Here is a 21,928-nt window from a genome sequence, read left to right on the forward strand (position 1 = left end):
AGGAAAGAAGCAAATTATGTCACTAACAGTTTATATGAATACAGCAAAAGCTGATTTGCGAGATGCTTTGTTGACTGATATAAAGCAAGAACAACAATCAAAACAAAATTTGACTGTTTATTATATTGTGCCAAATCACGTTAAATTTGATAGTGAAGTCGATGTTTTAAGACGTTTTGCGATTAAAAGTGGCATTAATCCAGATAATCAATTTTATGCACAAAGTCGACTTCAAGTTTATTCGCTAACGCGTCTAACTTGGGCGTTGTTAAAAGATTGGTCCGGTACTCAACCAGATATTCTTCAAAATACTGGTTTGTTTATCATGATTTCAAACATTTTAGATGAATATGCTGACAAGCTACCAATGTTTGCGCGAATGCAAAGTAAAAATGGTTTTGTGAGTACTCTGGTAAATCAAATATTAGAATTAAGATCTAGTCATATTTCACCACAAGATTTATTGTCTATCTTAAATCATGAAACAACTGATCAGACATTTTTGAAACAGACATTGTCAGGTAAATTACGTGATTTAGCAATTGTAGCAGATGCTTTGAATCAAAAAATAGATAACCAATATATTACGATGCAAGAAATTTTACCGTTTTTTGCAACACAATTATCTCAGCACAAACTTGAAAATGTTGCATTCTATTTTGATGGCTTTAATGGATTCACGAGTGCTGAAATGCAAGTTATGTCAGAGTTAATTAAGCATTATACGGTTAAAATAGCTCTTTTTGGTAATCTAGAACGATTAGGGAAACAGCAACCAGGAGATCTTTTTTTTAAGCCAATGACAACGGCACAACAGTTGGCTGGGCTTGCCAAAAATTCAAATCAACCTGTTAATTTTAAACAATCACATACGACAAGACAGTTAAGTGAGTCAATCAGAAAATTGTTAACTACTTGGGAATATGTTGGTGAGTATCGGGAGTACATTCCCGATACAGTTGATCAGCCATTTCAACTGTTTTCTGCGGAAAATACAACTGTGGAAATAGAAGAAGTTGCTAGGAAAATAAGGCAACTTCTTGTAGCTGATAGTAATCTTAAATTAAGAGATATTTTAATATTGTCTCGTGATTTGACCCCCTATGTAGCGTACATTCCTGAAATATTTAAAACGTTTGGATTACCTTATTTTTTAGATATTGATCAAAAAATGACAAATCATCCACTTGTTGAATTGATTTTTAATTTACTACGCCCGTCTAACGAACGATTTCAGTATCAACAGATTATGTCGATTTTAAAAACTAGTTTGTTACGTCCTTTTGTTAATGATAGTTTAGTGTCTGAGGATGAATTTTTTGATATAGTCAGTTATTTGGATAACTATGTTTATGCAAATCAACCTTATGAAAAAAAATGGCGTCAACTTGATGAACCGTTTATTTTGTTTGATATTAAAGAAACCGTTGATAACGATGATGTTAACATTTTAAAGGGTGATGCAACGGTTAATAACCGTTTAGCATTTATTAGACAATTTATTGTAGAGGCTTTTGATAAATTAGATAGCTTATTTTCTCAATCTAAGACCATGAGACAAGCATCAACAAATCTCTTAGTTTGGTTACAGGAATTTCACGTTACTGATGCGCTATTACAGCAACGAGATCTACTAATAGATGTTGGAGATTTATCAAACGCTAAAAAAGGTGAGGAAGTCTGGAATATGTTGACTAAGACATTAGATGATATAGTCAACATTAATGGTGAAGAGCCATTTACTCTGGAAACATTTAAGATCATTTTAAATGCTGGCTTTGAAGGGGCGACATTTTCAGGTATTCCCAATAATCTAGATAGTATTTCAATATCTGAGGCGGGAATTGTCCAAAGTAATCGGTATCGCTATTTGTTCTTCATTGGTGGCACACGCAATAATTTACCAGCACAACTAAAATCTCGAGCATTAATTAATGATTCGGAAAGATTGTTAGTTCAACCAGAACTACAAAAGATTAGCTCACCAAAATATTTACAAAACACAGCACAACAACAGATGGCTGAGGAAAACTTATTGTTTTATGGTGCTTTGGCATCAGTAACGGATAACGTTATCTTGTCATATCCAATCTTAGATAAGACAGGTCAAATTGCTGAGATGTCACCTTATTTTAAGAGATTAGTTACTGTTTTTGGAGTAAAGGCTAATAAGGTTATGGCAGTTCCAGAAACCAGTGATACATTGTTAAAACAGTATGTTGGATCAGTAAAAGCGACTTTATCTGCGCTTTCGAAGTTAGCTGTTTCAGAGAGGCACACACCAGCATTTATTGCACTAAAAAATATAATTAGTCAACAAAATCAACAGCGACTTGACCTTGTTTTATCGGCGCCAAAATATAAAAATGAAACAGTCACTTTAAAGCCTGAATTTGTCAAAGCATTATTTGGTGATCAGCTTAACATATCTATTTCACAATTAGAAAGTTATTATAATAACCCCTTGCAGTATTTTTTACAGTATGGGCTTCAGTTAAAGCCACGTGAAGAAAATACATTTAATATTGCTCAAACAGGGACATTTTATCATTCAGTTTTCGAACTTGTTTTAGAACAGATTATTCAGCAAAATCGCAGTTTACGAGATGTGACGGATGTTGATTTACAACAAATGGTGATCGATAATGCACACTTAGTTTTAGAAAATCCGATATATCAGCTGTTAAAACAATCTGGCAAGAAACGTGCTATTGCAGACTATATAACGCAAATAAGTGTGTTACTTGTTAAAAATATGCAAAGAGCAGCTCGAGTTAATCAGGGCAGACCCATTGCCGTCGAACAACTATTTGGGTTTCCAGATAGCACATCTTTGCCTGCTTTAAAAATGATGACGTCAAACGGAAAAATTAATTTACGAGGTAAAATAGATCGTGTCGATGTTCAAGATAAGGCATCTGAATTTGGTACGATTATCGATTATAAATCAAATGGTAAAAAATTTGATTGGGCGCAGGCGTTTGATGGTCGACAAATGCAACTATTAACATATTGGCAAGCGGCACAATTAGCCACTGAAAAGCTTGGATTAGCAGCGATTGGTGGTGCTTTTTATGCCAAAATTTCTCCTGAGAAATCAACTATAAAAGAGTTCAAGGGCGATGTTGAATCTTTATTATCAGGAGAAATTCAAGCGGAAACGTTTAAATACCGTGGATTATTTATTTCAGAATCAGAATATGTTGATAGTTTACAATCAATTGAACCAGGCGAAACATCACCGTTTTATCAATTACGTAGAAAAAAAACTGATGGACAGCTTTACGCTGATAGTGACGTTATTGATCCTGATGAGTTTGAACTATTACTCATGCGTAATGAATTTAATATCAAACGTGCTGGTGATTTGATATTAACTGGGCAATTCCCACTATTACCTACGTTAGGTAGTTTACAATATACACCTTATCTTGACATTTTGAGATTTGATCGCGCATTGGGAGATCAATATCAAATCGCAACACCAAGAAAAAAATCTGATATTTTAAAACTGCTAAAGCAAGCAGAAGAGGCAGAATAATGGCAACACAACTTACTTATAATCAGCAACGTGCTGTCGAAGAAACAGGACATAATATATTAGTGGCTGCTTCGGCAGGATCTGGAAAAACTACCGTGCTTATTGAACGCATTATTCAAAAAATATTATCAGGCGAAAGTGTCGAAAATTTTTTGATTGTGACTTTTACGAATGCAGCCGCAAAAGAAATGAGAGAGAGACTTGAAATTGCAATTGAAAAGCGACTAAATGCAGTTGATACATCAACAAAAAAATTTTTACAAGAGCAACTATTGTTATTACCAGCCGCAAATATTTCAACGATTGATGCTTATGCATTAAAAATAATTGAGAATTATTATCATGTTATTGGATTAGATCCTCAATTTAGATTACTTTCGGATACAGCTGAACGTGAGTTGATGCGTCAAGATGTTTTAGAGACTGTTTTTGAAGATTTTTATGACGAAAGTCATCCTAATCATATAGAATTTTTAGCGCTAGTTAATAATTTTGGTAATCCAAATCAAGATGATTATTTGCGGCAAGCTGTTTTAAAGTTAGCAGATTTTTCAGAAGCTAGACCAGATGGTCAAAATTGGTTATCAACGTTAGATGACAATGAATTAATTTTCAGAAATGAACTGACTGAGACTGATTTTTATCGTCAAATGATTCAACCAATGGTTAGTGAATTAATCAAGCGTTTAATTATTTCTGCTAATGTAATCAAACAGACTATTGAAGGGGTCCCTGAGTTAGCGAAAACTCAGAGTGCTTATGATGATATTTTGGATTATTTAAATCAGATAAACGATATAGCATTGCATAGTACTTGGGATACATTGCGAAATGCTATTAAATCAATGCCTAAAGTGACTTTGGAACGTAAAAATAGCAAAGGTGTCAAAGATGAGCCTGAACTATTGGCTATTCTAGAAGAAGCTACACGTGTTAAAAATAATATCGTCGGTTCAGAGTCAGAATTAAAACAATTAGCAGAGAGTTTTTTTCAATTCTCACAAAAACATTGGCAATTAATTGAGACAAAAGTAACACAGCAAATTTCAACATTAATTACTTTAACTCAAAGTTTTCAGCGAGCTTTTACAAAATTAAAAAGGAATGAGAAATTAGTTGATTTTCCAGATTTAGGGGCACTAGCACTAGAAGTTTTAGCTCACGATACTACTCGCCAAACAATTAGCAGTCAATTTAAAGAAATATTAGTTGATGAGTATCAAGATATTAATCAATTGCAAGAAACGCTATTAACAAAAGTATCTAACGGTCATAATATGTACATGGTTGGAGATGTTAAACAGAGTATTTATGGTTTTCGTCAAGCTGAACCAAGTCTATTTACGAATAAATATCGTTTATTTAACACAACGAGTAATCATGATAGTCGTATTGAATTGGCGGACAATTTCCGATCACAAAATAATGTCACGCACGTTACAAATTTAATTTTTACACAGTTAATGGATGAAAAGCTAGGAGATATTGCATATATCGGGGAAGCCAAGTTAGTACCAAAAGCAGCTTATCCTGAAAGTGTTTCGCCAGTTTTTGAATTAGATATCATTACAAAGACCAGTGAAACGCTTCAACATGAGGAAGGAGAGCAAGAAACAGTAGAGTTTGAAAAAAGGCAAGCGCAGTATGCTCATATTGCTGATAAAATTATAGCTTTACGTGAAACTAAAATCTTTGATCGTAAAGCTGAACCAGAAGGTATGAGAAACGTGCAATATGGTGATATTGCTATTTTGACGCGTTCGAAATCAGGATATATTGATTTAGTATCGGCTTTACGAGATGCTGGTATTCCAACACAAGTGGATTCAGTTGGTAATTATTTCCAGACAATGGAAGTTTATTTGATGCTAGATATATTACGTATAGTTGACAATCCACATCAAGATATTCCTTTAGCTGCTGTATTAAGGTCTCCAATTTTTGGTTATACTGAAAATGAACTGGCTGAAATTAGATTGGCAGATAAAAAACATGATTATTGGACAGCCTTTACGGCACTAGCATCTGAAGATGAGCGTAGCAAACATATTATGGTATTATTCAAAAAATGGCATCAAATCGCTATTAGAAATGATTTAGTCGATTTGATATGGACCATTTTTAATGATACAGCATGGTTAGATTATGTTGCTGGAATGCCGGGTGGTTCTCAGAGACAGGCTAATTTACATGCCTTTTATGATTACGCAAAAACGTATCAAGATAACACACATGCTGGACTATTTCGCTTTATTCGTTACATTGAACAGGTACAAGAAAATGATGGGCAGTTGGGTGAAGCACCGCAACAATCAGATGAACAAGCAGTTCGGATTATGACCATTCATGCATCTAAAGGACTAGAATTTCCAATTGTAATTTTGCCTGAACTAGACAAATCTTTTAACACTAAGGATTTATCAGGGAAAATGCTAATTCAAAAAAATGTTGGCATCGGATTAGAATATTTACAACCAGAGGCGATGGTATCAATGCCATCATTAAAAAAATTAGTTGTTCAACAGGCACTAAAGCGTCAAAGTTGGTCAGAAGAAATGAGATTGTTATATGTGGCATTGACGCGAGCAGAACAACAGCTACATCTTATTGCAAGTGTTAACGTTGATCAGGACGATCAAAACACTCGGTTAGCTGATTTATGGCAGCAAGCCAAACAGACATCAGGGCAGTTTTTGTCAGAAGATTTGAGACTTTCAGCGAAGTCTTACTTTGAATGGTTGATCATAAGTTTTGCACGAGCAAAGAATCAGGTATTAGAGGGATGGTTGGGTGATGGTAGATTACCCAGACTATTAGGATCCGAAACGAATTTGGATTACAATATGAGTGTGACCCTAATACCAGAGCAGCAAATTGGGCAAACAAAAAAAACTAGTTTAACATCTAAAATAAGTGATCATCAACCAGTGAGGTACGGCGCAGAAGATATCAAATTAGCTAAAAAGATAATGAACTATAGTTATCCCAATATGCAATCAACAAAAACTGTCGCATATCAGTCTGTTAGCGAAATGAAGAGATTGTTTGAAGATCCAGATCAACAAAAGTTACAAGCCTTGAAAATTTTGGAGAATGGCCAGTTTACATCGGCTAACGAGTTAGTCAAAGCAAAATTAGAATTGCCTGATTTCATGACGGATGGCTCACAAAAGCCCTCTTCTTCGGCAATTGGTACGGCAACACATTTAATATTACAATTAATTGACTTCTCAATAGTACAAACAAGACAGTCATTAACAGCATTAATAGATCAACTTATTGCTTCAAAACGAATTAATGACAAAGTTGGTTCTTTAATAAATGTTGATCAGATACTTTCATTTTTAGAAACCCCACTAGCTAGAAATATGATGAAGTATGCAGAGACACTAACAAAAGAAGCAACATTTGCTATGATTATGCCAGCTAATAAAATTTTTGATAATTTAGAAGATTCAAAGTCGATTCTTGTTCACGGTATTATTGATGGCTATTTCATTAACACTGACACTAAAACAATCACAGTATTTGATTATAAAACTGATTATGTGAATCACAATCAGGTGGTTGAAGGTCTTTCAAAGTTGAAAAAACGTTATGAAGGGCAGTTAAGACTATATGTTACCGCGCTAAAACAAGAATTTCCGGAATACAAATTTGAGCCATCACAGTTAATCATTTTAAGTGTTGGACGTGTTATTAGTCTGTCAAATGAAAAATAAATAATAGAAGGAAGTATTGTGCGTAAAATGATACTATCTTATAAAAAACAATTCAAACAGACACCTGCGATGGTTAGTTTGTTAACTTTCACTATCTTAGTTTTTATTGTGGAAATTTTAATGAGTCATAATCATACTAGTAATGGCACATTTTTAGTCAAAATGGGGGCGAAATGGGGACCATTAATCACACAACATCATGAATATTGGCGATTTATCACAGCGATGTTTCTTCATGCTAGTGTGATGCATATTTTTAGCAATATGCTGACATTATGGTTTATTGGTATAATGGCGGAGAATATTTTTGGCTCATTCAAATTGATATGCTTATATCTATTTGGTGGTATTTTTGGCAACATTGCTTCTTATTTATTCGAACCTATGACTATTTCAGTCGGGGCATCATCTGCGTTATTTGCACTATTTGGTGGTTTAATTTTATATACATGGCATTACAAAAGTACTATCGAAATTAAAAATCAGCGTAATATCCTACTACTTTTTGTCGCATTAAATTTAATTGGCGGTTTGTTGACTTCTGGTATAGACTTATGGGGGCACGTTGGTGGATTAATTGGCGGTGTGATTTTTATTGCTATGGCTGGGTTTGAAAATGGTGATAATTATGCCCCTAGTATACGCTGGTCGTTATTAATAGTTACGATTATAATTATTGTCTTAACAATTTGTTCAAAGGATGGATTAGTATGAAAAATTTCTATGATGTATTACAATTCTTAAAAACATTTGGTGTTTATGTTCATGTTGGTAAAAGACTTTGGGATATTGAAGTTGCTGCATTAGAGGTAGATAATCTTTTTCGTGCGGATGTCATTAGTCAAAAAGATTATAGCAGTATAAAGTTGATTTTAGAAAATGAACATCGTAAAGAAGAATGCCGTGCTTAAAATTATGAAAACGCTTGCATCTTGCAAGCGTTTTTTGTTAAAATAAAGTCGTTAAAAATTTCCAAGGAAGGAAAAATAATTAAACTTAATCTGATTTAAATGTTTAATTATTCTAAATTATGGCTAAAGATAAATTAATAGGTGTGGATCTAGGTGGCACAACAATAAAGTTTGCAATTCTAACAAGTGCTGGAGAAATTCAACAAAAGTGGTCTATTAAGACAAATGTTTTTGATGATGGGGCACATATCGTGCCAGATATCATTGATTCAATTAATCATCACTTAGATTTATACCAATTAAACAAAGATCGTATTATCGGTATAGGGATGGGGACACCAGGAACAGTTAATCGCGTTACTGGAACAGTTACAGGTGCTTTTAATTTAAATTGGAAAACTGAACAAACAGTAAAACAAGATATAGAAGCCGGAACAGGACTATCACTTAAAATTGATAACGACGCTAATGCGGCCGCACTTGGTGAGGCGTGGAAAGGTGCCGGTGATAATGATGATGAAGTATCATTTCTTACGTTAGGAACAGGTGTTGGTGGTGGACTAGTTTCTAATGGACAATTAATCCATGGAACAGCAGGAGCAGGTGGTGAAGTAGGACATATGGTTGTCGAACCAGATGGTTATCTTTGCACGTGTGGTAATTATGGTTGCTTGGAACAGTATGCCTCTGCAACTGGCGTTGTTCGATTGGCTCAAGATACAGCAGACGAATATGTTGGGACGTCTAAACTGAAGAAAATGATTTCAGATGGTGATGAAGTAACATCAAAGATTGTTTTTGACTTGGCAAAAGATGGTGATTTTTTGGCAAATGAAGTTGTTAACAAAGTTGCTTATTACTTAGGATATGCAACTGGTGCTATCTCAAATATTTTAAATCCTTCTTCAATCATCATTGGTGGTGGCGTAGCAGCAGCTGGTGAATTTCTGAGGGCTAGAGTGGAAAAAAATTGGATAAAATATGCTTTCCCTACGGTTCGTGACTCGACACGAGTTAAATTAGCTGAGCTAGGAAATGATGCTGGTGTTATCGGAGCTGCATCATTAGCAAGAATTTGAAAATTGAAAAAGTGACAACCTAAAAGGTTGTTTTTTTTATGAAGATTTATTAATACTTAATTAATCAAAAAAAGGTATAATGGTATTTGATTGTTATTTAAATCGCAAATTAAATTTTCATTTTTAGTAGGAAAGAAGAAAGAACTATGATTACTTTGAAGTCACCCAGAGAAATCGAAGCAATGCGTAAATCAGGTGCTATTATTGCTGGTATGCATATAATGCTACGTGATTTAATCAAGCCAGGGATTGATACTTGGGAAATAGAGACAAAATCACGTGAATATATTGAGAGTCATGGTGGCGTTCCTTTACAAATTGGATTTGAAGGATTCAAATATGCAACAACAATTAGCATTAACAATGAAGTTGCTCATGGATTACCTCGTAAGGGTCTACATTTGAAAGATGGCGATATCGTAAAAGTAGATACAGTTGTTGGTTTAAACGGTGCAGTATCTGACTCAGCATGGTCTTATGCAGTTGGGACTGTCTCACCTGAAATAGAAAAATTAATGGCAGTCACAAAAAAAGCAATGTATTTGGGGATTGATCAAGCCGTTGTTGGAAACCGAATTGGAGACATTGGTAATGCTATCCAACAGTTCACAGAAGTTGAAAATGGTTACGGGGATGTTAGACAATATATTGGTCATGGTGTAGGTCCAACAATGCACGAAGAACCCCAAGTACCACATTATGGTAAGCCAGGGCATGGTATTCGTTTGCGAGAAGGTATGGTTATTACCATTGAGCCCATGATTAATATAGGTGGCTGGGAAGTTGATACTGACGATACAGAAGAAGATGGTTGGACTGTGAGAACAACCGATGGTTCATGGTCTGCTCAATATGAGCATACTTTAGCTATAACAAAAGATGGACCTAAAATTTTAACAAGTCAAGATCCTGATTTTGATGCTAAATATTTGTAAAGTGAGTTAGAAATTTGAAAATTAAGCCAAAACATAAATCATATTTAATTGCGAAAAGATTTATTGATGTGGTTTTTGCGTTACTTGGATTAATCATATTATCTCCTGTATTTTTAATTATATATATTACGTTAAAGTGTGATAGTCCAAAATCACCAGCCTTTTTTAAGCAAGAACGTGTTGGCATGAATGGACAGCCTTTTAATATTTATAAATTCAGATCAATGGTTCCTAATGCTGAGATTATTCTCAAGAAAAACCCTGAACTATATCAAAAATATGTTGAGAATGGCTATAAATTACCACCTAAAGAAGATCCGCGTATTACATCTTTAGGTAGCTTTTTACGTAAATCAAGTTTAGATGAATTACCACAGTTTTGGAATATGTTTCGTGGGGACATGAGTTTAGTTGGACCACGTCCTATTGTTACTGAAGAATTGAAAGAATATGGAGATCGAGTGGATCTCTTTTTGTCAGTTCGTCCCGGAGCCTTAGGGTTGTGGCAAGCTAGTGGTCGGTCACTAATTGAATATCCAGAACGAACAGAAATAGAGTTAGAGTACGTTGCTAATGCAGGGTTTTGGTATGATATTAGTATTGTTTTACGAAATGTAATCGCTATTTTTAAGTCTAAAGGTGCTTACTAATGATTTATAAAAATTTTACTCAGTTCATTTGGTTATATCTATGACAAAACAAAAGATACAGATATTTGTTGCGACGCACAAAAAAGTAACAATGCCACTTGAGCAAGTCTATTCAGCTATTCAAGTTGGATCTGCATTGAATAAGCCTTTTGAAGGATTTATTCATGATGATAGTGGAAAAAATATATCTGAAAAGAATCCTTTTTTTAACGAACTTACTGCAGTATATTGGGCAAGGTTTAATAGCGATGCTGATGTGATAGGATTAGTTCATTATCGCCGATTTTTTTCATATTCTAAGCAGAAAAATTTAAATAAAATATTAACTGCAACAGATTTAGATAGATTATTTGACAGTAATGATGTTATTTTACCCAAAAAAAGGCGTTACTGGATTGAAAGCAGTGAATCGCATTATCGTCATGCGCATCATGACTTAGGATTAGACACGGTAAGGCAGGTCATATCCGAAAAGTATCCTAGCTACTTAAAAAGTTATGACTCAAACATGTCGCGTAACTGGGCTCACATGTTTAATATGTTCATTATGAGACGTGAGTATTTTGATGCTTACACCGATTGGTTGTTTGATATTTTATTTGAAACTGAAAAGAGAATTCAAAGTACAGTTGACTTATGGTCTCCGTATGAACAACGAGTCTATGGCTTTTTAAGTGAACGTTTACTGGATGTATGGATTGAGTATAACCAAATTGCGTATAAAGAAATCCCTGTAACATTTATGGAAAAACAAAATTGGATACTTAAAGGTGGTAAATTTTTAGCCCGAAAATTTGGCATTAGATAATTAATCTGACGTAAAAAATGTCTTTTGGGTGCTAATATTTTTATACAATATACAAATTAGCACCTTCTTAGGTATAATGGAGATACTATGACTAATAAATTTAACACAAAAAATTATGATTATTTGATTGTTGGTGCTGGCCCGTTTGGAATGGTGTTTGCCTATGAAGCCGCAAAACGTGGAAAGAAATCTTTGGTAGTTGAAAAAAGATCACATATTGCAGGTAATATGCATACGCATACTGAAAATGGTGTAACTGTACACGATTTTGGCGCACATATATTCCATACTGATAACAAAGAGGTCTGGGACTATATTCGCCATTTCGCTGAGTTTAATGGTTATCAAAATCAAGTTATTGCTAACTATAAAGGGACATTGTATAATCTACCCTTTAATATGAACACATTTTATCAAATGTGGGGAACTAAGACGCCAGCAGAAGCTCAAGAAAAAATAGCAGAACAAAAGTCAGTGGCGTTAAAAGATATGGGCGATCGTCAGCCTAGAAATCTAGAAGAACAGGCAATATCCTTGATTGGTACTGATATCTATGAAAAATTGATTAAAGGATATACAGAAAAGCAGTGGGGACGTAAAGCTACAGAGTTACCAGCATTTATTATTAAACGGTTACCAGTAAGATTCATTTATGATAATAATTACTTTAACCATCGATATCAAGGTATTCCTGTGGGGGGATATACTCAGATTTTTGAGCGCATGCTAGACGAATCTAATGGGTTAATTGACGTTTTGACAGATACAGATTTCTTTGATCATAAAGAAACGCTGATGTCTGAATTTTCTCGCATTTTGTATACTGGTATGATTGATCAATTCTTTGACTACAAATTTGGTGAACTGGAATATCGTTCATTGAGATTTGAACATGAATTGATTGATTCTGAAAATTATCAAGGAAATGCTGTTATAAATTATACTGATTCTGAAACACCGTATACACGTGTTATGGAGTGGAAGCATTTTGATGGTTTAGCGGATGAACATAAAACGATTATTACACGTGAATATCCACAAGAATGGGATCGTTCTAAAGAAGCTTATTATCCCGTAAACGATGAAAAAAATACAGCTATTTATAAGCAGTATGCCCAAGAAGCACGTAATAATCATCCGGAAATTATTTTTGGTGGCAGACTAGGTAAGTATCGTTACTTTGATATGGATCAGGTATTTAATGATGCATTGAACACCGTTAGAGAAGAATTTAACCTACCATCAAAATTCAATTTTGCTCATGATGAGGTATAAAACCGACTCAATACACCTACATTTAGGTGTGTACATACATTAATAGGACGAACTATGGCTACAGATACTTCAAAAAATCAAGAACATATTCTATCAATTATCGTTCCTGTTCATAACGAAGAGGAAACAGTTGAAATTTTTTATAACGCTATTGAATCCTTGAAAGATAAATTACAAATGGCAGTTCATTACCATTTTATAGACGATGGTTCTTCTGATAATACGCTATCAATTATTAGACACCTCAGTCAACAGGATAAAAACATTCATTATATTAGTTTTTCTAGAAATTTTGGAAAAGAAGCTGGCTTGTATGCAGGTCTAAAACAAGCTGACGGTGATTACGTTGCTGTGATGGATGTTGACCTCCAGGATCCACCAGAATTATTACCTGAGATGTTGATGTCTGTACAAAATGGTGATTTTGATGCTGTTGGGACACGGCGATCTAATCGTGATGGCGAGGCTAAACTGAGATCCTGGTTTTCAACACAGTTTTATGTTTGGATGAATAAAATTAGTCAGACACAATTAGTTGATGGTGCACGAGACTATCGAGTAATGACTAGGCAAATGGTTAATGCAATTTTAGAACTTAGTGAAAATCAACGCTTTAGTAAAGGAATATTTAGCTGGGTAGGTTTTAAAACTAAATATATATCTTTTGAAAATCGTGAACGTGTGGCAGGTAATACTTCATGGTCGTTTTGGTCACTTATGAAGTATGCAGTTGAAGGGATTGTGTCATTTTCAACTGTGCCATTGACTATAATTACCCTAGTAGGATTTTTATCATTTTTGATTTCAATAGTGAGTGCTGTTTTTATTGTACTGCGTGCACTTATAAGTAATAATAGTGTGGCTGGTTGGCCGTCAATGGTAACAATTATCCTGTTTATTGGTGGCATACAGTTATTAAGTCTTGGTGTTATAGGACGGTACATCGCAGCTATATTCCTAGAAACAAAACGTAGGCCAATATTTATTTCAAAAGAAGAAAAATAAATTACAAAGGTTACAATAATGAGAAGAGTTATAACTTATGGTACTTTTGATATGTTGCACTATGGACATATTAACTTGTTAAAACGTGCTAGAGACTTAGGTGATTATTTAATTGTTGCGCTATCAACAGATGAGTTTAATTTATTATCGAAAAATAAAAAAACTTATTTTTCGTATGAAAAACGTAAGCAGTTACTGGAAGCAATACGCTACGTCGATTTGGTGATTCCTGAAAACGCCTGGGATCAAAAGGTGTCAGATATTAAACTTTATCAAATTGATACATTCGTCATGGGAGATGATTGGACTGGTCAATTTGACTTTATTAGTGAAGAAACAGATGCAGAAGTTGTTTATTTAGAAAGAACACCGGAAATTTCAACAACTCAAATCAAAGAAGATTTAAATGCTGAAAATTTGGCAACGGAACATGAGTCTAAAATTCAATAGTTACTTTAAAAGACGTTAGGTCTTTTTTTAATATTTAAATAAAATAACTAGAGGAAATTTAATGGTTAATAATCAAAAAGTCTCGGCAGTTATTGTGACATACAATCGACTGAATTTATTGAAAAGTGCAATTGAAAGTGTTTTAAAACAGAAAAGTAAGACTTTGAAACATCTTATAATCATAAATGGTGCGAGTACAGATGGCACTGGTGAATATTTAGATAGCATTGATGATAAGCGAATTATTATTGAACATTTACCGAAAAATATCGGTGGTGCAGGTGGATTCAACAGAGGGATTAGATTATTTTTTGAGCAGACACAAGATGATTTTGTTTGGGTTATGGATGATGATGCATTACCGGAAGAAAATGCTTTGAGTGAATTGATGGAAATGTTCAAGAATAATGTACAAGCTGGCTGGGGAGCTAGTAAAGTTATTTGGACAGACGGTAATTGGTCCAAAATGAATGTACCAGCAGCTCTCCAAGATGGTTCTTCAGGTATTTTAAATAATAACACTGAATGGGTGAAACTTAGAAACGCTACTTTTGTGTCAACAATTTTCAAACGAGAAGTTGTCCAGGCTATTGGATTACCTCAAAAAGAATATTTCGTTTGGGGAGATGATATTGAGTATACAGATAGAGCAGCAAGAGTAGCAGAGGGCATTTTTGTACGTAGTTCGATTGTTGTTCATGCTAGTCAAACTAATGCTAGTCCTGGAGCCATTTTTAACGAAAATAATCAGAATCGTTTACCAAGATATTTATATGAGTATCGAAATCGTATTCTGACATCGCGTCGGCGAAAATCTGCTGTAAGACTAACTAAAACATTGGCGCATACTGGCATAGATTTTGTGAAGACACTGTTTTGGCCGAAAGTGAAATACCGTAATGAAAAACTAAAAATTATCATTAAAGGCACAATGAACGGTGCTAAATTCAATCCAAAGATTGAATATTTGAGAAAATAGAAAGTATAAATGTTAAAATAAATAAGTAGTTAGTTGTGACTGTATCAAATTAATTCGTTCATCTTTGTAGATGAACGGATTTTTATATGAAATGGAGAAAGACACGTGTCTAATTTTTTTAAGTTGAAAGAGAATAAAACAACAATACGTCAAGAAGTATTGGCAGGCATTACGACATTTGTATCAATGGCGTACATTTTCTTTTTAAATCCACAAATACTGGGACAATCTGGTATGCCAGCTCAAGCAGTATTTTTAGCAGCAATTATTGTTGCCGTTTTTGGAACATTATTTATGGGTCTCTTTGCAAATGTTCCTTTTGCCTTAGCACCGGGAATTGGGATGCAGGCGTATTTTACTTATACAATTGTTTTTGGATTTGGATTCAGCTGGCAACAAGCGCTTGCAATTGTCTTTTTAGTCGGTGTTGTGGATATTATTATTACTTTAACACATGGACGTAGAGCTATTGTCAAAGGAATTCCAAAAGAGTTAAAAGCAGCTATTGGCGGTGGGATTGGTATGTTTGTCACCTATATTGGCTTAAAAAATGCTGGATTTCTAAATTTTTTAATTGATGGTAATAATATCAAATTACTAAATGATAAACCATATGATGGTAAATCTGAAGTAATAGTGCATTCAATTTTAGCCAATGGTAGCATTACACCAGAGTTGACCAAGTTTAATGATCATTCAGTTTTATTGGCCTTAATAGGGTTTATTTTATTATTAATTTTGGTTATTAGAAAAGTACCTGGAGCATTTTTAATAACGTTAATTGTTACAACATTGGTAGGAATACCTATGGGGGTTACTAATACACATATACAATCAGGAACTTCTATTGGGTCAGCATTCTCTTCACTAGGCTCTATATTTGGTCAAGCATTAGGATCAAAAGGAATTGGCTCCTTATTTACAAACTGGCATCATGCTTCATTAGCTATCATCACTATTTTTGCCATGGGATTGACTGGTTTATTTGATGCTATTGGGACTTTAATTGGTATTGGGAATCAAACAGGTATTTTTTCTCAGGCAGATACTAAATCTTTTGAAGAGGATAAAGGATTTAATTCTAAAATGGATCGCGCGTTAGTAGTAGACACATTTACTACTGCTTTTGCAGGAATTGCTGGGACATCAAATACAACAACCTTTATCGAATCTGCAGCAGGTGTTGCAGCAGGTGCAAGAACTGGGCTTGCCAATGTCGTCACTGCTGTCGGATTTTTGGCCATGATTATTTTTGCACCATTTGTTGGTGTTGTACCAGCTGCTGCAACATCTCCTTTGCTTATTTTAGTTGGTATTATGATGATGGGTGAATTCAAAAAAATATCTTGGGAAAATATTGAAATCGCTATTCCTGCCTTTTTCACATCTATTTTTATGGCATTTTCTTATTCTATTTCATATGGCATTGCTGCAGGATTTTTGTTTTTTATTATTGTTAAATTAGCTTTAGGAAAAGTAAAAGACATCTCTCCTGTTATAATCGTTGTGTCAATATTCTTTTTAATTAATTTTGTTGTGTTAGCATTTATGTCCTGAACTTGTGGCAAGTATATCTACAAAAAAACCGCCAATGAAGCGGTTTTTTTTGATACAATAATATTATGAAAACAGGAATAGTAAAAATTTGGCAAAAAGAACGTGGATATGGCTATATTACACCAGATGATGGCGGTAATGATGTCTTTGTTCACTTTAATGGTATAGATGTACCAGGATTTAAGGTTTTACAACAAGGCGAAAAAGTTAGTTATGTGCTTGTTCAGGGGTTTAAAGCACCGCAAGCTGCTCAAGTTAAGCCGATTATTAAGAAAGCATATGAAGTCTGATGGCAGAGCGTGAAATTATAATAAGTCGTGAGTCAGTATATCATGGTCCGATATTTAATGTTGAAAAACAGCAAGTAAAGTTGTACAGTGGAGAGCAGTCACAACGTGATGTAGTACGTCATGTTCCTGCTGTTGCTATTATTGCGTTAACTGATGATGATTGTATTATTTTAGAAAAGCAATATCGTGCGACTATTGAAGATTTTACACTTGAAATTCCAGCTGGTAAATTAGATGAACGGGATTTTGATAGTCCACAACACGCTGTTTTGCGAGAGTTAAATGAAGAATTAAGAATGACTTCAAATGACATCAAACAAGCGGCTAGTTTCTATGAAACAGTTGGCTTTTCTGATGCATATATGCATTTGTATATTGCACGTGAATTAAAAGATATTGATAAAAGTGAACAATTGCCACGTGATCTTGGTGAATCAATTGATTTAGTTACGTTGTCTTTTGAGGATATGAAATTTTTGTTTGATAACGGCAAGTTAACTGATCAGAAAACGATGACCGCTTTTCTATATTGGTCATACATAAGAGGTTAAATTTAATATGTCTGACGAATTATCACGTAAATCCATAAAAAAAGAGCAAAAAAAACGAGAAAAAGAACGTAAACGTGTTGAAAAAGCTTATGCTAAAGAACATCCTTTAAACATAACAGTTGTGTCACCAGAAACAAGAGAAGAAATGAGACTGACGCGAAAAGGACGTTATCAGCTTGGCTCTGATGGTAAATTAACACCACAAGGAAAATCTAAGAGATTAACTTATCGTTATAATCTCACAATTATTTTTTTAATTGTGTTGATTATAGCAACCTACGCCTATTTTTTTCTTGTAAATTAGTTTGAAAATAAACATGACATGTATAACAACTTGAAAGGCAACGAATCAAAATGAAAATTGGCATTATTACTCCCATGGCTGAAGAAAAAGTAGCTTTAATAGCTGCTTTAGAAAATATTGTTACAAAACAACATGGAGGAACAGAAATCACCTCTGGAATTTATAAAAATCATGAGGTTGTACTGACTGAATCCGGTATTGGGAAAGTTGCGGCAGCTTCAGCAACCACAGTTATGATTAATGAATTTAAACCTGAGTTAATTGTTAATACAGGATCAGCTGGAGCTTTGGATGCCACACTTAAAATTGGTGATGAGGTTATTGGCACAAAAGTTGCGTATTTCGACGTTGATGTTACTGTGTTTGGTTATGAATTTGGTCAATTACCTAACCAACCATTATATTTTGAAGCAGATAAAAAAGTTGTCAATGATTTTAAAGCGATAACAGATGTCAAAACAGGATTAATTGTTTCTGGTGATCAGTTTGTCCAAGAACAGGCGAAGAAGCAAATTTTGTCTCATTTTCCAAAAGCGTTAGTTGCTGAAATGGAAGCGGCAGCTGTTGCACAAGTATCGCAACAATATAAAACACCATTCATCATCTTAAGAGGTGTTTCAGACTTAGCAAATGGTGATTCAGGTATTGTTTTTGACGACTACGTTATTGAGGCAGGACGTGCTTCTGCTAAACTGTTACTGGCTTATCTTGATTCACAAGTATAGGTAAGACCGCTTAAGCGGTCTTTTGTATTCTAAGCAGACGGAAAAAACAACACAAATACTGAGGAGTTTAAATAGTTTACAATGATAGCAAGTTACAATCAAGAGGCATTGGGAGATGTCTTAGTCATTATTTTAAAACCAAATGCACAAAAACAATCTATAACCTCTACCGAATCAGTCACTCGAATTCAAGATACAGATACTGATATCGCTACCGGTTTTAACTTTTTTGGTATTGGTGAATTATTAAATCTTACCAATCAAAAAGGACAAATCACTTTAACATCCGAACAAATAAATAAACTTAATAAGGTACTATCTGAAAATGGATTTGATGATCAATTAGTTTTGGAGTCAAATAAATTAGTCATTGGTCGTGTTGTTGAGATGACGGTTCATCCTGACTCTGATCATCTTCACATTACACAAACTGAAGTTGGACAAGGTAAGACCTTACAAATCGTTTCTGGTTCACCAAACATGCGTGAAAATATTTTTGTTGTTGTCGCTCAACCTGGGACAATGATGCCATCTGGTGCTATTATTTGGGACGGTGCCCTAAGAGGAGTTGATTCAAGTGGGATGATTGTATCTGGACGTGAATTACACTTACCTCAAGCGCCTGATAAACCCGGTGCACTAGTGTTACCCAATGATTTCGGAAAAGTAGGCGAGGTGTTTGACTTTGAAAAAGCAAATAATCTTTATACTGATCATCTAGTTGATTTGGATTATTAAACTATGTTAAGACAAAAAATGACAAATTCACATCGTATTTATCGTACATTGAATGATGAAAATATGTATTACAAGAAAATAATATTTGAATTGCGTAAGGGTGAATTACAGTATTTTACATTTGTGTCCAGTGAGGTAAAGTAATGACAAAAAAATATTTTTTTATCGGTATAAAAGGTACGGGTATGGGACCATTGGCTCAAATTTTGCATGATCAAGGGAATACAGTGCTAGGGTCAGATATTGATACCTACACCTATACACAAGCACCGTTAGAAGTTGCTGGTATCAGTATTTTACCTTTTGATTCAAATAATATTGATCAGAATAAAGATGCAATCTTTGTTAGAGGAAACGCCTTTGATGATAATCATGAAGAGGTGCATCGTGCACTAGAATTAAAGGTTAAAATGATTAGTTATCCTGATGCCGTACAAAATCAAATTGCAAAGCATACATCGATTGCTGTTGCCGGAGCACATGGTAAAACTTCAACAACCGGATTACTTGCACATGTTGTAAAAAATATAGCACCTACTTCCTATCTGATTGGAGATGGCACAGGACGTGGTGTTCCTAATTCTCAATTTTTTGTTGTAGAGGCTGATGAATATCGTCGTCATTTTGAAGGCTATAAACCAGATTATGCGATACTAACAAATATTGATTTTGATCATCCAGATTATTATAAAGATATTAATGATGTAACCAATGCATTTTCTGATTTTGCGGACAATGTTCAAAAAGCTATTTTTGCTTGGGGAGATGATGTCCATCTCAGAACATTACATCCACAAGCTAAAGTTTATTATTATGGAACAAATACAGATAAGGATGATTTTGTAGCAACTAATATTCGTAAATCCACGCAGGGATCTCATTTTGAAGTGACATTTCATGAGGAATATCTTGGAGAATTTTCAGTGCCACTATTTGGGCAACATAGTATATTAAATGCTTTATCTGTAATAGCATTAGCTTATATGGAGAAAATGGATTTATCGTTAATTCGTGAACATCTGATAAGTTATCAAGGTGTTAAAAGACGATTTAGTGAAAAGCAAATCGCAGATATCACCGTAATTGATGATTATGCGCACCATCCAACTGAAATAGACGCAACGTTAGATGCTGCACGACAAAAGTACCCTAATAAACAAATTATAGCTATTTTTCAACCTCATACATACTCTCGCGTGATAGCCTACAAAGATGAATTTGCAAAGAGTTTAGAGGCAGCTGATAAAGTGTATTTAGCTAATATCTTTGGTTCGGCTCGTGAAAAAGCAGGTGCAGTTACTTCAGCAGAAATCGGAGCAGAAATTACAAAATTTGGTGGTATTATTGAGGAAGAAAATCTTAGTCTTTTAATGCCATATGAAAATGCTGTGATGGTTTTTATGGGTGCTGGAGATATTGAAAAATATGAGTTCGCATATGAAAAATTGTTAGGACAATTACGAACTGATTTGCAATGATGACAGTTATTTTTTAATCAGTATTATTGTAGGTATAATACTTTAATTTAACTTTAATTAAAATTTGGTATAATTGTATAAACCAGAATTCAAAAATTGAAGCTTACTGGTTTAATTGTGATTGTGAGGAGACTCAAATGGATAATTTTAATTTCAATACACGTCGTGACGTGACGGGGATGGATGCTGGTATGCGTGCATTCTTCAAACAAACATACAGTATTATGGGCTTAGCTGTGTTAGTAACAGCGATTACTGGATTTATCGTTGAAAAATTTTTTTTAGCACAAGTAGCTAGTCTGATTGCTGGTAATTTAATTGGTACCTTGGCATTGTTTGGTATCCAACTATTAATTATTACAATGATTGGACGATCAACGTTTAAAAATCCAGCTAGAGCTTTTGGTTTATTAATGGCATTTTCGGTTGTTGAAGGTTTAACAGTTGGCATTTTGTTAGCTGTTTATACTGGTGCTTCGGTTATGATGGCTTTCGTTTCAGCAGCAGCAGTGTTTGGTGGAATGGCGCTTTATGGCGTATTTACTAAACGCGATCTGTCTGGAATGCGTGCTGCATTATTTGGCATGTTAGTTGGTTTAATTGTAGCAATGCTCATTAATTTATTTTTTCCAAATGGTATTGTATCGTTATTAATTTCTGTTGTTAGTGTTCTTGTGTTTTCTCTTTATACAGCATATGATAATCAATCATTAAAAGTGATGTATAGTCAATTTGCTGGTCAAGCAGATACTACAGGATTAGCTGTTAATGGTGCACTTCGATTATATCTTGACTTTGTGAACTTATTCTTTGCTCTTGTGAGAATATTTGGTGTAGCAGGTGGTTCAAGAGATTAACATAAATAATTATTTAAGGCAGCCGTAAGGCTGTCTTTTTTGTTACACTAGAAAGTAGGTAAAGGAATAAAAC

Annotated in this window: 21 protein-coding genes; all 21 read left to right on the plus strand. The window is 34.3% G+C overall.

Going from position 1 to position 21,928, the window contains the following annotated elements; genetic code table 11:
• Positions 1-16 precede the first annotated feature (16 nt).
• The 21 genes from K5Q12_RS05380 (at position 17) to K5Q12_RS05480 (ending at position 21,855) form a co-directional block, all read left to right on the plus strand.
• Complete coding sequence (locus K5Q12_RS05380) at positions 17-3,541, plus strand: PD-(D/E)XK nuclease family protein (protein WP_220742683.1); 3,525 nt, start codon at positions 17-19, stop codon at positions 3,539-3,541.
• The gene (addA, locus tag K5Q12_RS05385) at positions 3,541-7,263 is read left to right on the plus strand and encodes a helicase-exonuclease AddAB subunit AddA (RefSeq protein WP_220742684.1); all 3,723 of its coding nucleotides are present in this window, start codon (positions 3,541-3,543) and stop codon (positions 7,261-7,263) included. Before K5Q12_RS05380 ends, addA begins: the two co-directional genes overlap by 1 nt.
• Before the next feature lie 27 nt (positions 7,264-7,290).
• Entirely contained in the window at positions 7,291-7,977 is a 687-nt protein-coding gene (locus K5Q12_RS05390) for a rhomboid family intramembrane serine protease (protein WP_220742744.1), read from the plus strand.
• Positions 7,974-8,174: a YqgQ family protein gene (locus K5Q12_RS05395; RefSeq protein ID WP_220742685.1), complete on the plus strand. Its 201-nt coding sequence runs from the start codon at positions 7,974-7,976 to the stop codon at positions 8,172-8,174. The genes K5Q12_RS05390 and K5Q12_RS05395 overlap by 4 nt, the downstream gene beginning before the upstream one ends.
• A gap of 119 nt (positions 8,175-8,293) precedes the next feature.
• Positions 8,294-9,253 carry an ROK family glucokinase gene (locus K5Q12_RS05400; protein WP_220742686.1) on the plus strand — a complete coding sequence of 320 codons (960 nt, stop codon included), beginning with the start codon at positions 8,294-8,296 and terminating at the stop codon, positions 9,251-9,253.
• Positions 9,254-9,399: 146 nt separating this feature from the next.
• A complete protein-coding gene (map, locus tag K5Q12_RS05405) occupies positions 9,400-10,188 on the plus strand; it encodes a type I methionyl aminopeptidase (RefSeq protein WP_220742687.1) in 789 nt (262 codons plus the stop codon).
• A 14-nt stretch (positions 10,189-10,202) separates the two neighbouring features.
• Complete coding sequence (locus K5Q12_RS05410) at positions 10,203-10,838, plus strand: sugar transferase (RefSeq protein ID WP_220742688.1); 636 nt, start codon at positions 10,203-10,205, stop codon at positions 10,836-10,838.
• A gap of 40 nt (positions 10,839-10,878) precedes the next feature.
• Positions 10,879-11,646, plus strand: coding sequence for a DUF4422 domain-containing protein (locus K5Q12_RS05415; RefSeq protein WP_220742689.1), 768 nt, complete (start codon positions 10,879-10,881; stop codon positions 11,644-11,646).
• 87 nt (positions 11,647-11,733) lie between these two features.
• The gene (gene glf / locus K5Q12_RS05420) at positions 11,734-12,921 is read left to right on the plus strand and encodes a UDP-galactopyranose mutase (RefSeq protein WP_220742690.1); all 1,188 of its coding nucleotides are present in this window, start codon (positions 11,734-11,736) and stop codon (positions 12,919-12,921) included.
• Between the two features lie 54 nt (positions 12,922-12,975).
• Complete coding sequence (locus K5Q12_RS05425; RefSeq protein ID WP_220742691.1) at positions 12,976-13,926, plus strand: glycosyltransferase family 2 protein; 951 nt, start codon at positions 12,976-12,978, stop codon at positions 13,924-13,926.
• An 18-nt stretch (positions 13,927-13,944) separates the two neighbouring features.
• Entirely contained in the window at positions 13,945-14,376 is a 432-nt protein-coding gene (tagD, locus tag K5Q12_RS05430; protein ID WP_220742692.1) for a glycerol-3-phosphate cytidylyltransferase, read from the plus strand.
• 61 nt (positions 14,377-14,437) lie between these two features.
• Complete coding sequence (locus K5Q12_RS05435) at positions 14,438-15,355, plus strand: glycosyltransferase family 2 protein (RefSeq protein WP_220742693.1); 918 nt, start codon at positions 14,438-14,440, stop codon at positions 15,353-15,355.
• A 105-nt stretch (positions 15,356-15,460) separates the two neighbouring features.
• A complete protein-coding gene (locus tag K5Q12_RS05440; RefSeq protein ID WP_220742694.1) occupies positions 15,461-16,912 on the plus strand; it encodes an NCS2 family permease in 1,452 nt (483 codons plus the stop codon).
• 65 nt (positions 16,913-16,977) lie between these two features.
• Positions 16,978-17,202, plus strand: a complete 225-nt coding sequence (locus tag K5Q12_RS05445; RefSeq protein ID WP_220742695.1) for a cold-shock protein — start codon at positions 16,978-16,980, stop codon at positions 17,200-17,202.
• Positions 17,202-17,753 carry an NUDIX hydrolase gene (locus K5Q12_RS05450; protein ID WP_220742696.1) on the plus strand — a complete coding sequence of 184 codons (552 nt, stop codon included), beginning with the start codon at positions 17,202-17,204 and terminating at the stop codon, positions 17,751-17,753. Before K5Q12_RS05445 ends, K5Q12_RS05450 begins: the two co-directional genes overlap by 1 nt.
• Before the next feature lie 7 nt (positions 17,754-17,760).
• A complete protein-coding gene (locus K5Q12_RS05455; protein ID WP_220742697.1) occupies positions 17,761-18,057 on the plus strand; it encodes a hypothetical protein in 297 nt (98 codons plus the stop codon).
• A 50-nt stretch (positions 18,058-18,107) separates the two neighbouring features.
• Complete coding sequence (locus tag K5Q12_RS05460) at positions 18,108-18,782, plus strand: 5'-methylthioadenosine/adenosylhomocysteine nucleosidase (protein ID WP_220742698.1); 675 nt, start codon at positions 18,108-18,110, stop codon at positions 18,780-18,782.
• Positions 18,783-18,863: 81 nt separating this feature from the next.
• Positions 18,864-19,520 (plus strand): YtpR family tRNA-binding protein, encoded by a 657-nt coding sequence (gene ytpR / locus K5Q12_RS05465; protein ID WP_220742699.1) that lies wholly within the window; start codon positions 18,864-18,866, stop codon positions 19,518-19,520.
• A gap of 18 nt (positions 19,521-19,538) precedes the next feature.
• Positions 19,539-19,664: a UDP-N-acetylmuramate--alanine ligase gene (locus tag K5Q12_RS05470; protein ID WP_373306137.1), complete on the plus strand. Its 126-nt coding sequence runs from the start codon at positions 19,539-19,541 to the stop codon at positions 19,662-19,664.
• The gene (murC, locus tag K5Q12_RS05475) at positions 19,664-20,998 is read left to right on the plus strand and encodes a UDP-N-acetylmuramate--L-alanine ligase (RefSeq protein WP_220742701.1); all 1,335 of its coding nucleotides are present in this window, start codon (positions 19,664-19,666) and stop codon (positions 20,996-20,998) included. The genes K5Q12_RS05470 and murC overlap by 1 nt, the downstream gene beginning before the upstream one ends.
• Positions 20,999-21,135: 137 nt before the next feature.
• Positions 21,136-21,855: a Bax inhibitor-1/YccA family protein gene (locus tag K5Q12_RS05480; RefSeq protein WP_220742702.1), complete on the plus strand. Its 720-nt coding sequence runs from the start codon at positions 21,136-21,138 to the stop codon at positions 21,853-21,855.
• The last annotated feature ends 73 nt before the right edge of the window (positions 21,856-21,928 follow it).

It is taken from the genome of Leuconostoc palmae (assembly GCF_019656075.1).
GTDB lineage: Bacteria > Bacillota > Bacilli > Lactobacillales > Lactobacillaceae > Leuconostoc > Leuconostoc palmae.

What these genes read in the sequence shown, in the direction of transcription:
- K5Q12_RS05380 (WP_220742683.1), top strand. Translation starts at nt 17, where the DNA reads ATGTCACTAACAGTTTATATGAATACAGCAAAAGCTGATTTGCGAGAT.
- ytpR (WP_220742699.1), top strand. Translation starts at nt 18,864, where the DNA reads ATGATAGCAAGTTACAATCAAGAGGCATTGGGAGATGTCTTAGTCATT.
- K5Q12_RS05455 (WP_220742697.1), top strand. Translation starts at nt 17,761, where the DNA reads ATGTCTGACGAATTATCACGTAAATCCATAAAAAAAGAGCAAAAAAAA.
- K5Q12_RS05415 (WP_220742689.1), top strand. Translation starts at nt 10,879, where the DNA reads ATGACAAAACAAAAGATACAGATATTTGTTGCGACGCACAAAAAAGTA.
- murC (WP_220742701.1), top strand. Translation starts at nt 19,664, where the DNA reads ATGACAAAAAAATATTTTTTTATCGGTATAAAAGGTACGGGTATGGGA.
- K5Q12_RS05425 (WP_220742691.1), top strand. Translation starts at nt 12,976, where the DNA reads ATGGCTACAGATACTTCAAAAAATCAAGAACATATTCTATCAATTATC.
- K5Q12_RS05480 (WP_220742702.1), top strand. Translation starts at nt 21,136, where the DNA reads ATGGATAATTTTAATTTCAATACACGTCGTGACGTGACGGGGATGGAT.
- K5Q12_RS05470 (WP_373306137.1), top strand. Translation starts at nt 19,539, where the DNA reads ATGACAAATTCACATCGTATTTATCGTACATTGAATGATGAAAATATG.
- K5Q12_RS05450 (WP_220742696.1), top strand. Translation starts at nt 17,202, where the DNA reads ATGGCAGAGCGTGAAATTATAATAAGTCGTGAGTCAGTATATCATGGT.
- K5Q12_RS05445 (WP_220742695.1), top strand. Translation starts at nt 16,978, where the DNA reads ATGAAAACAGGAATAGTAAAAATTTGGCAAAAAGAACGTGGATATGGC.
- K5Q12_RS05390 (WP_220742744.1), top strand. Translation starts at nt 7,291, where the DNA reads ATGATACTATCTTATAAAAAACAATTCAAACAGACACCTGCGATGGTT.
- K5Q12_RS05460 (WP_220742698.1), top strand. Translation starts at nt 18,108, where the DNA reads ATGAAAATTGGCATTATTACTCCCATGGCTGAAGAAAAAGTAGCTTTA.
- glf (WP_220742690.1), top strand. Translation starts at nt 11,734, where the DNA reads ATGACTAATAAATTTAACACAAAAAATTATGATTATTTGATTGTTGGT.
- tagD (WP_220742692.1), top strand. Translation starts at nt 13,945, where the DNA reads ATGAGAAGAGTTATAACTTATGGTACTTTTGATATGTTGCACTATGGA.
- K5Q12_RS05435 (WP_220742693.1), top strand. Translation starts at nt 14,438, where the DNA reads ATGGTTAATAATCAAAAAGTCTCGGCAGTTATTGTGACATACAATCGA.
- map (WP_220742687.1), top strand. Translation starts at nt 9,400, where the DNA reads ATGATTACTTTGAAGTCACCCAGAGAAATCGAAGCAATGCGTAAATCA.
- K5Q12_RS05400 (WP_220742686.1), top strand. Translation starts at nt 8,294, where the DNA reads ATGGCTAAAGATAAATTAATAGGTGTGGATCTAGGTGGCACAACAATA.
- addA (WP_220742684.1), top strand. Translation starts at nt 3,541, where the DNA reads ATGGCAACACAACTTACTTATAATCAGCAACGTGCTGTCGAAGAAACA.
- K5Q12_RS05395 (WP_220742685.1), top strand. Translation starts at nt 7,974, where the DNA reads ATGAAAAATTTCTATGATGTATTACAATTCTTAAAAACATTTGGTGTT.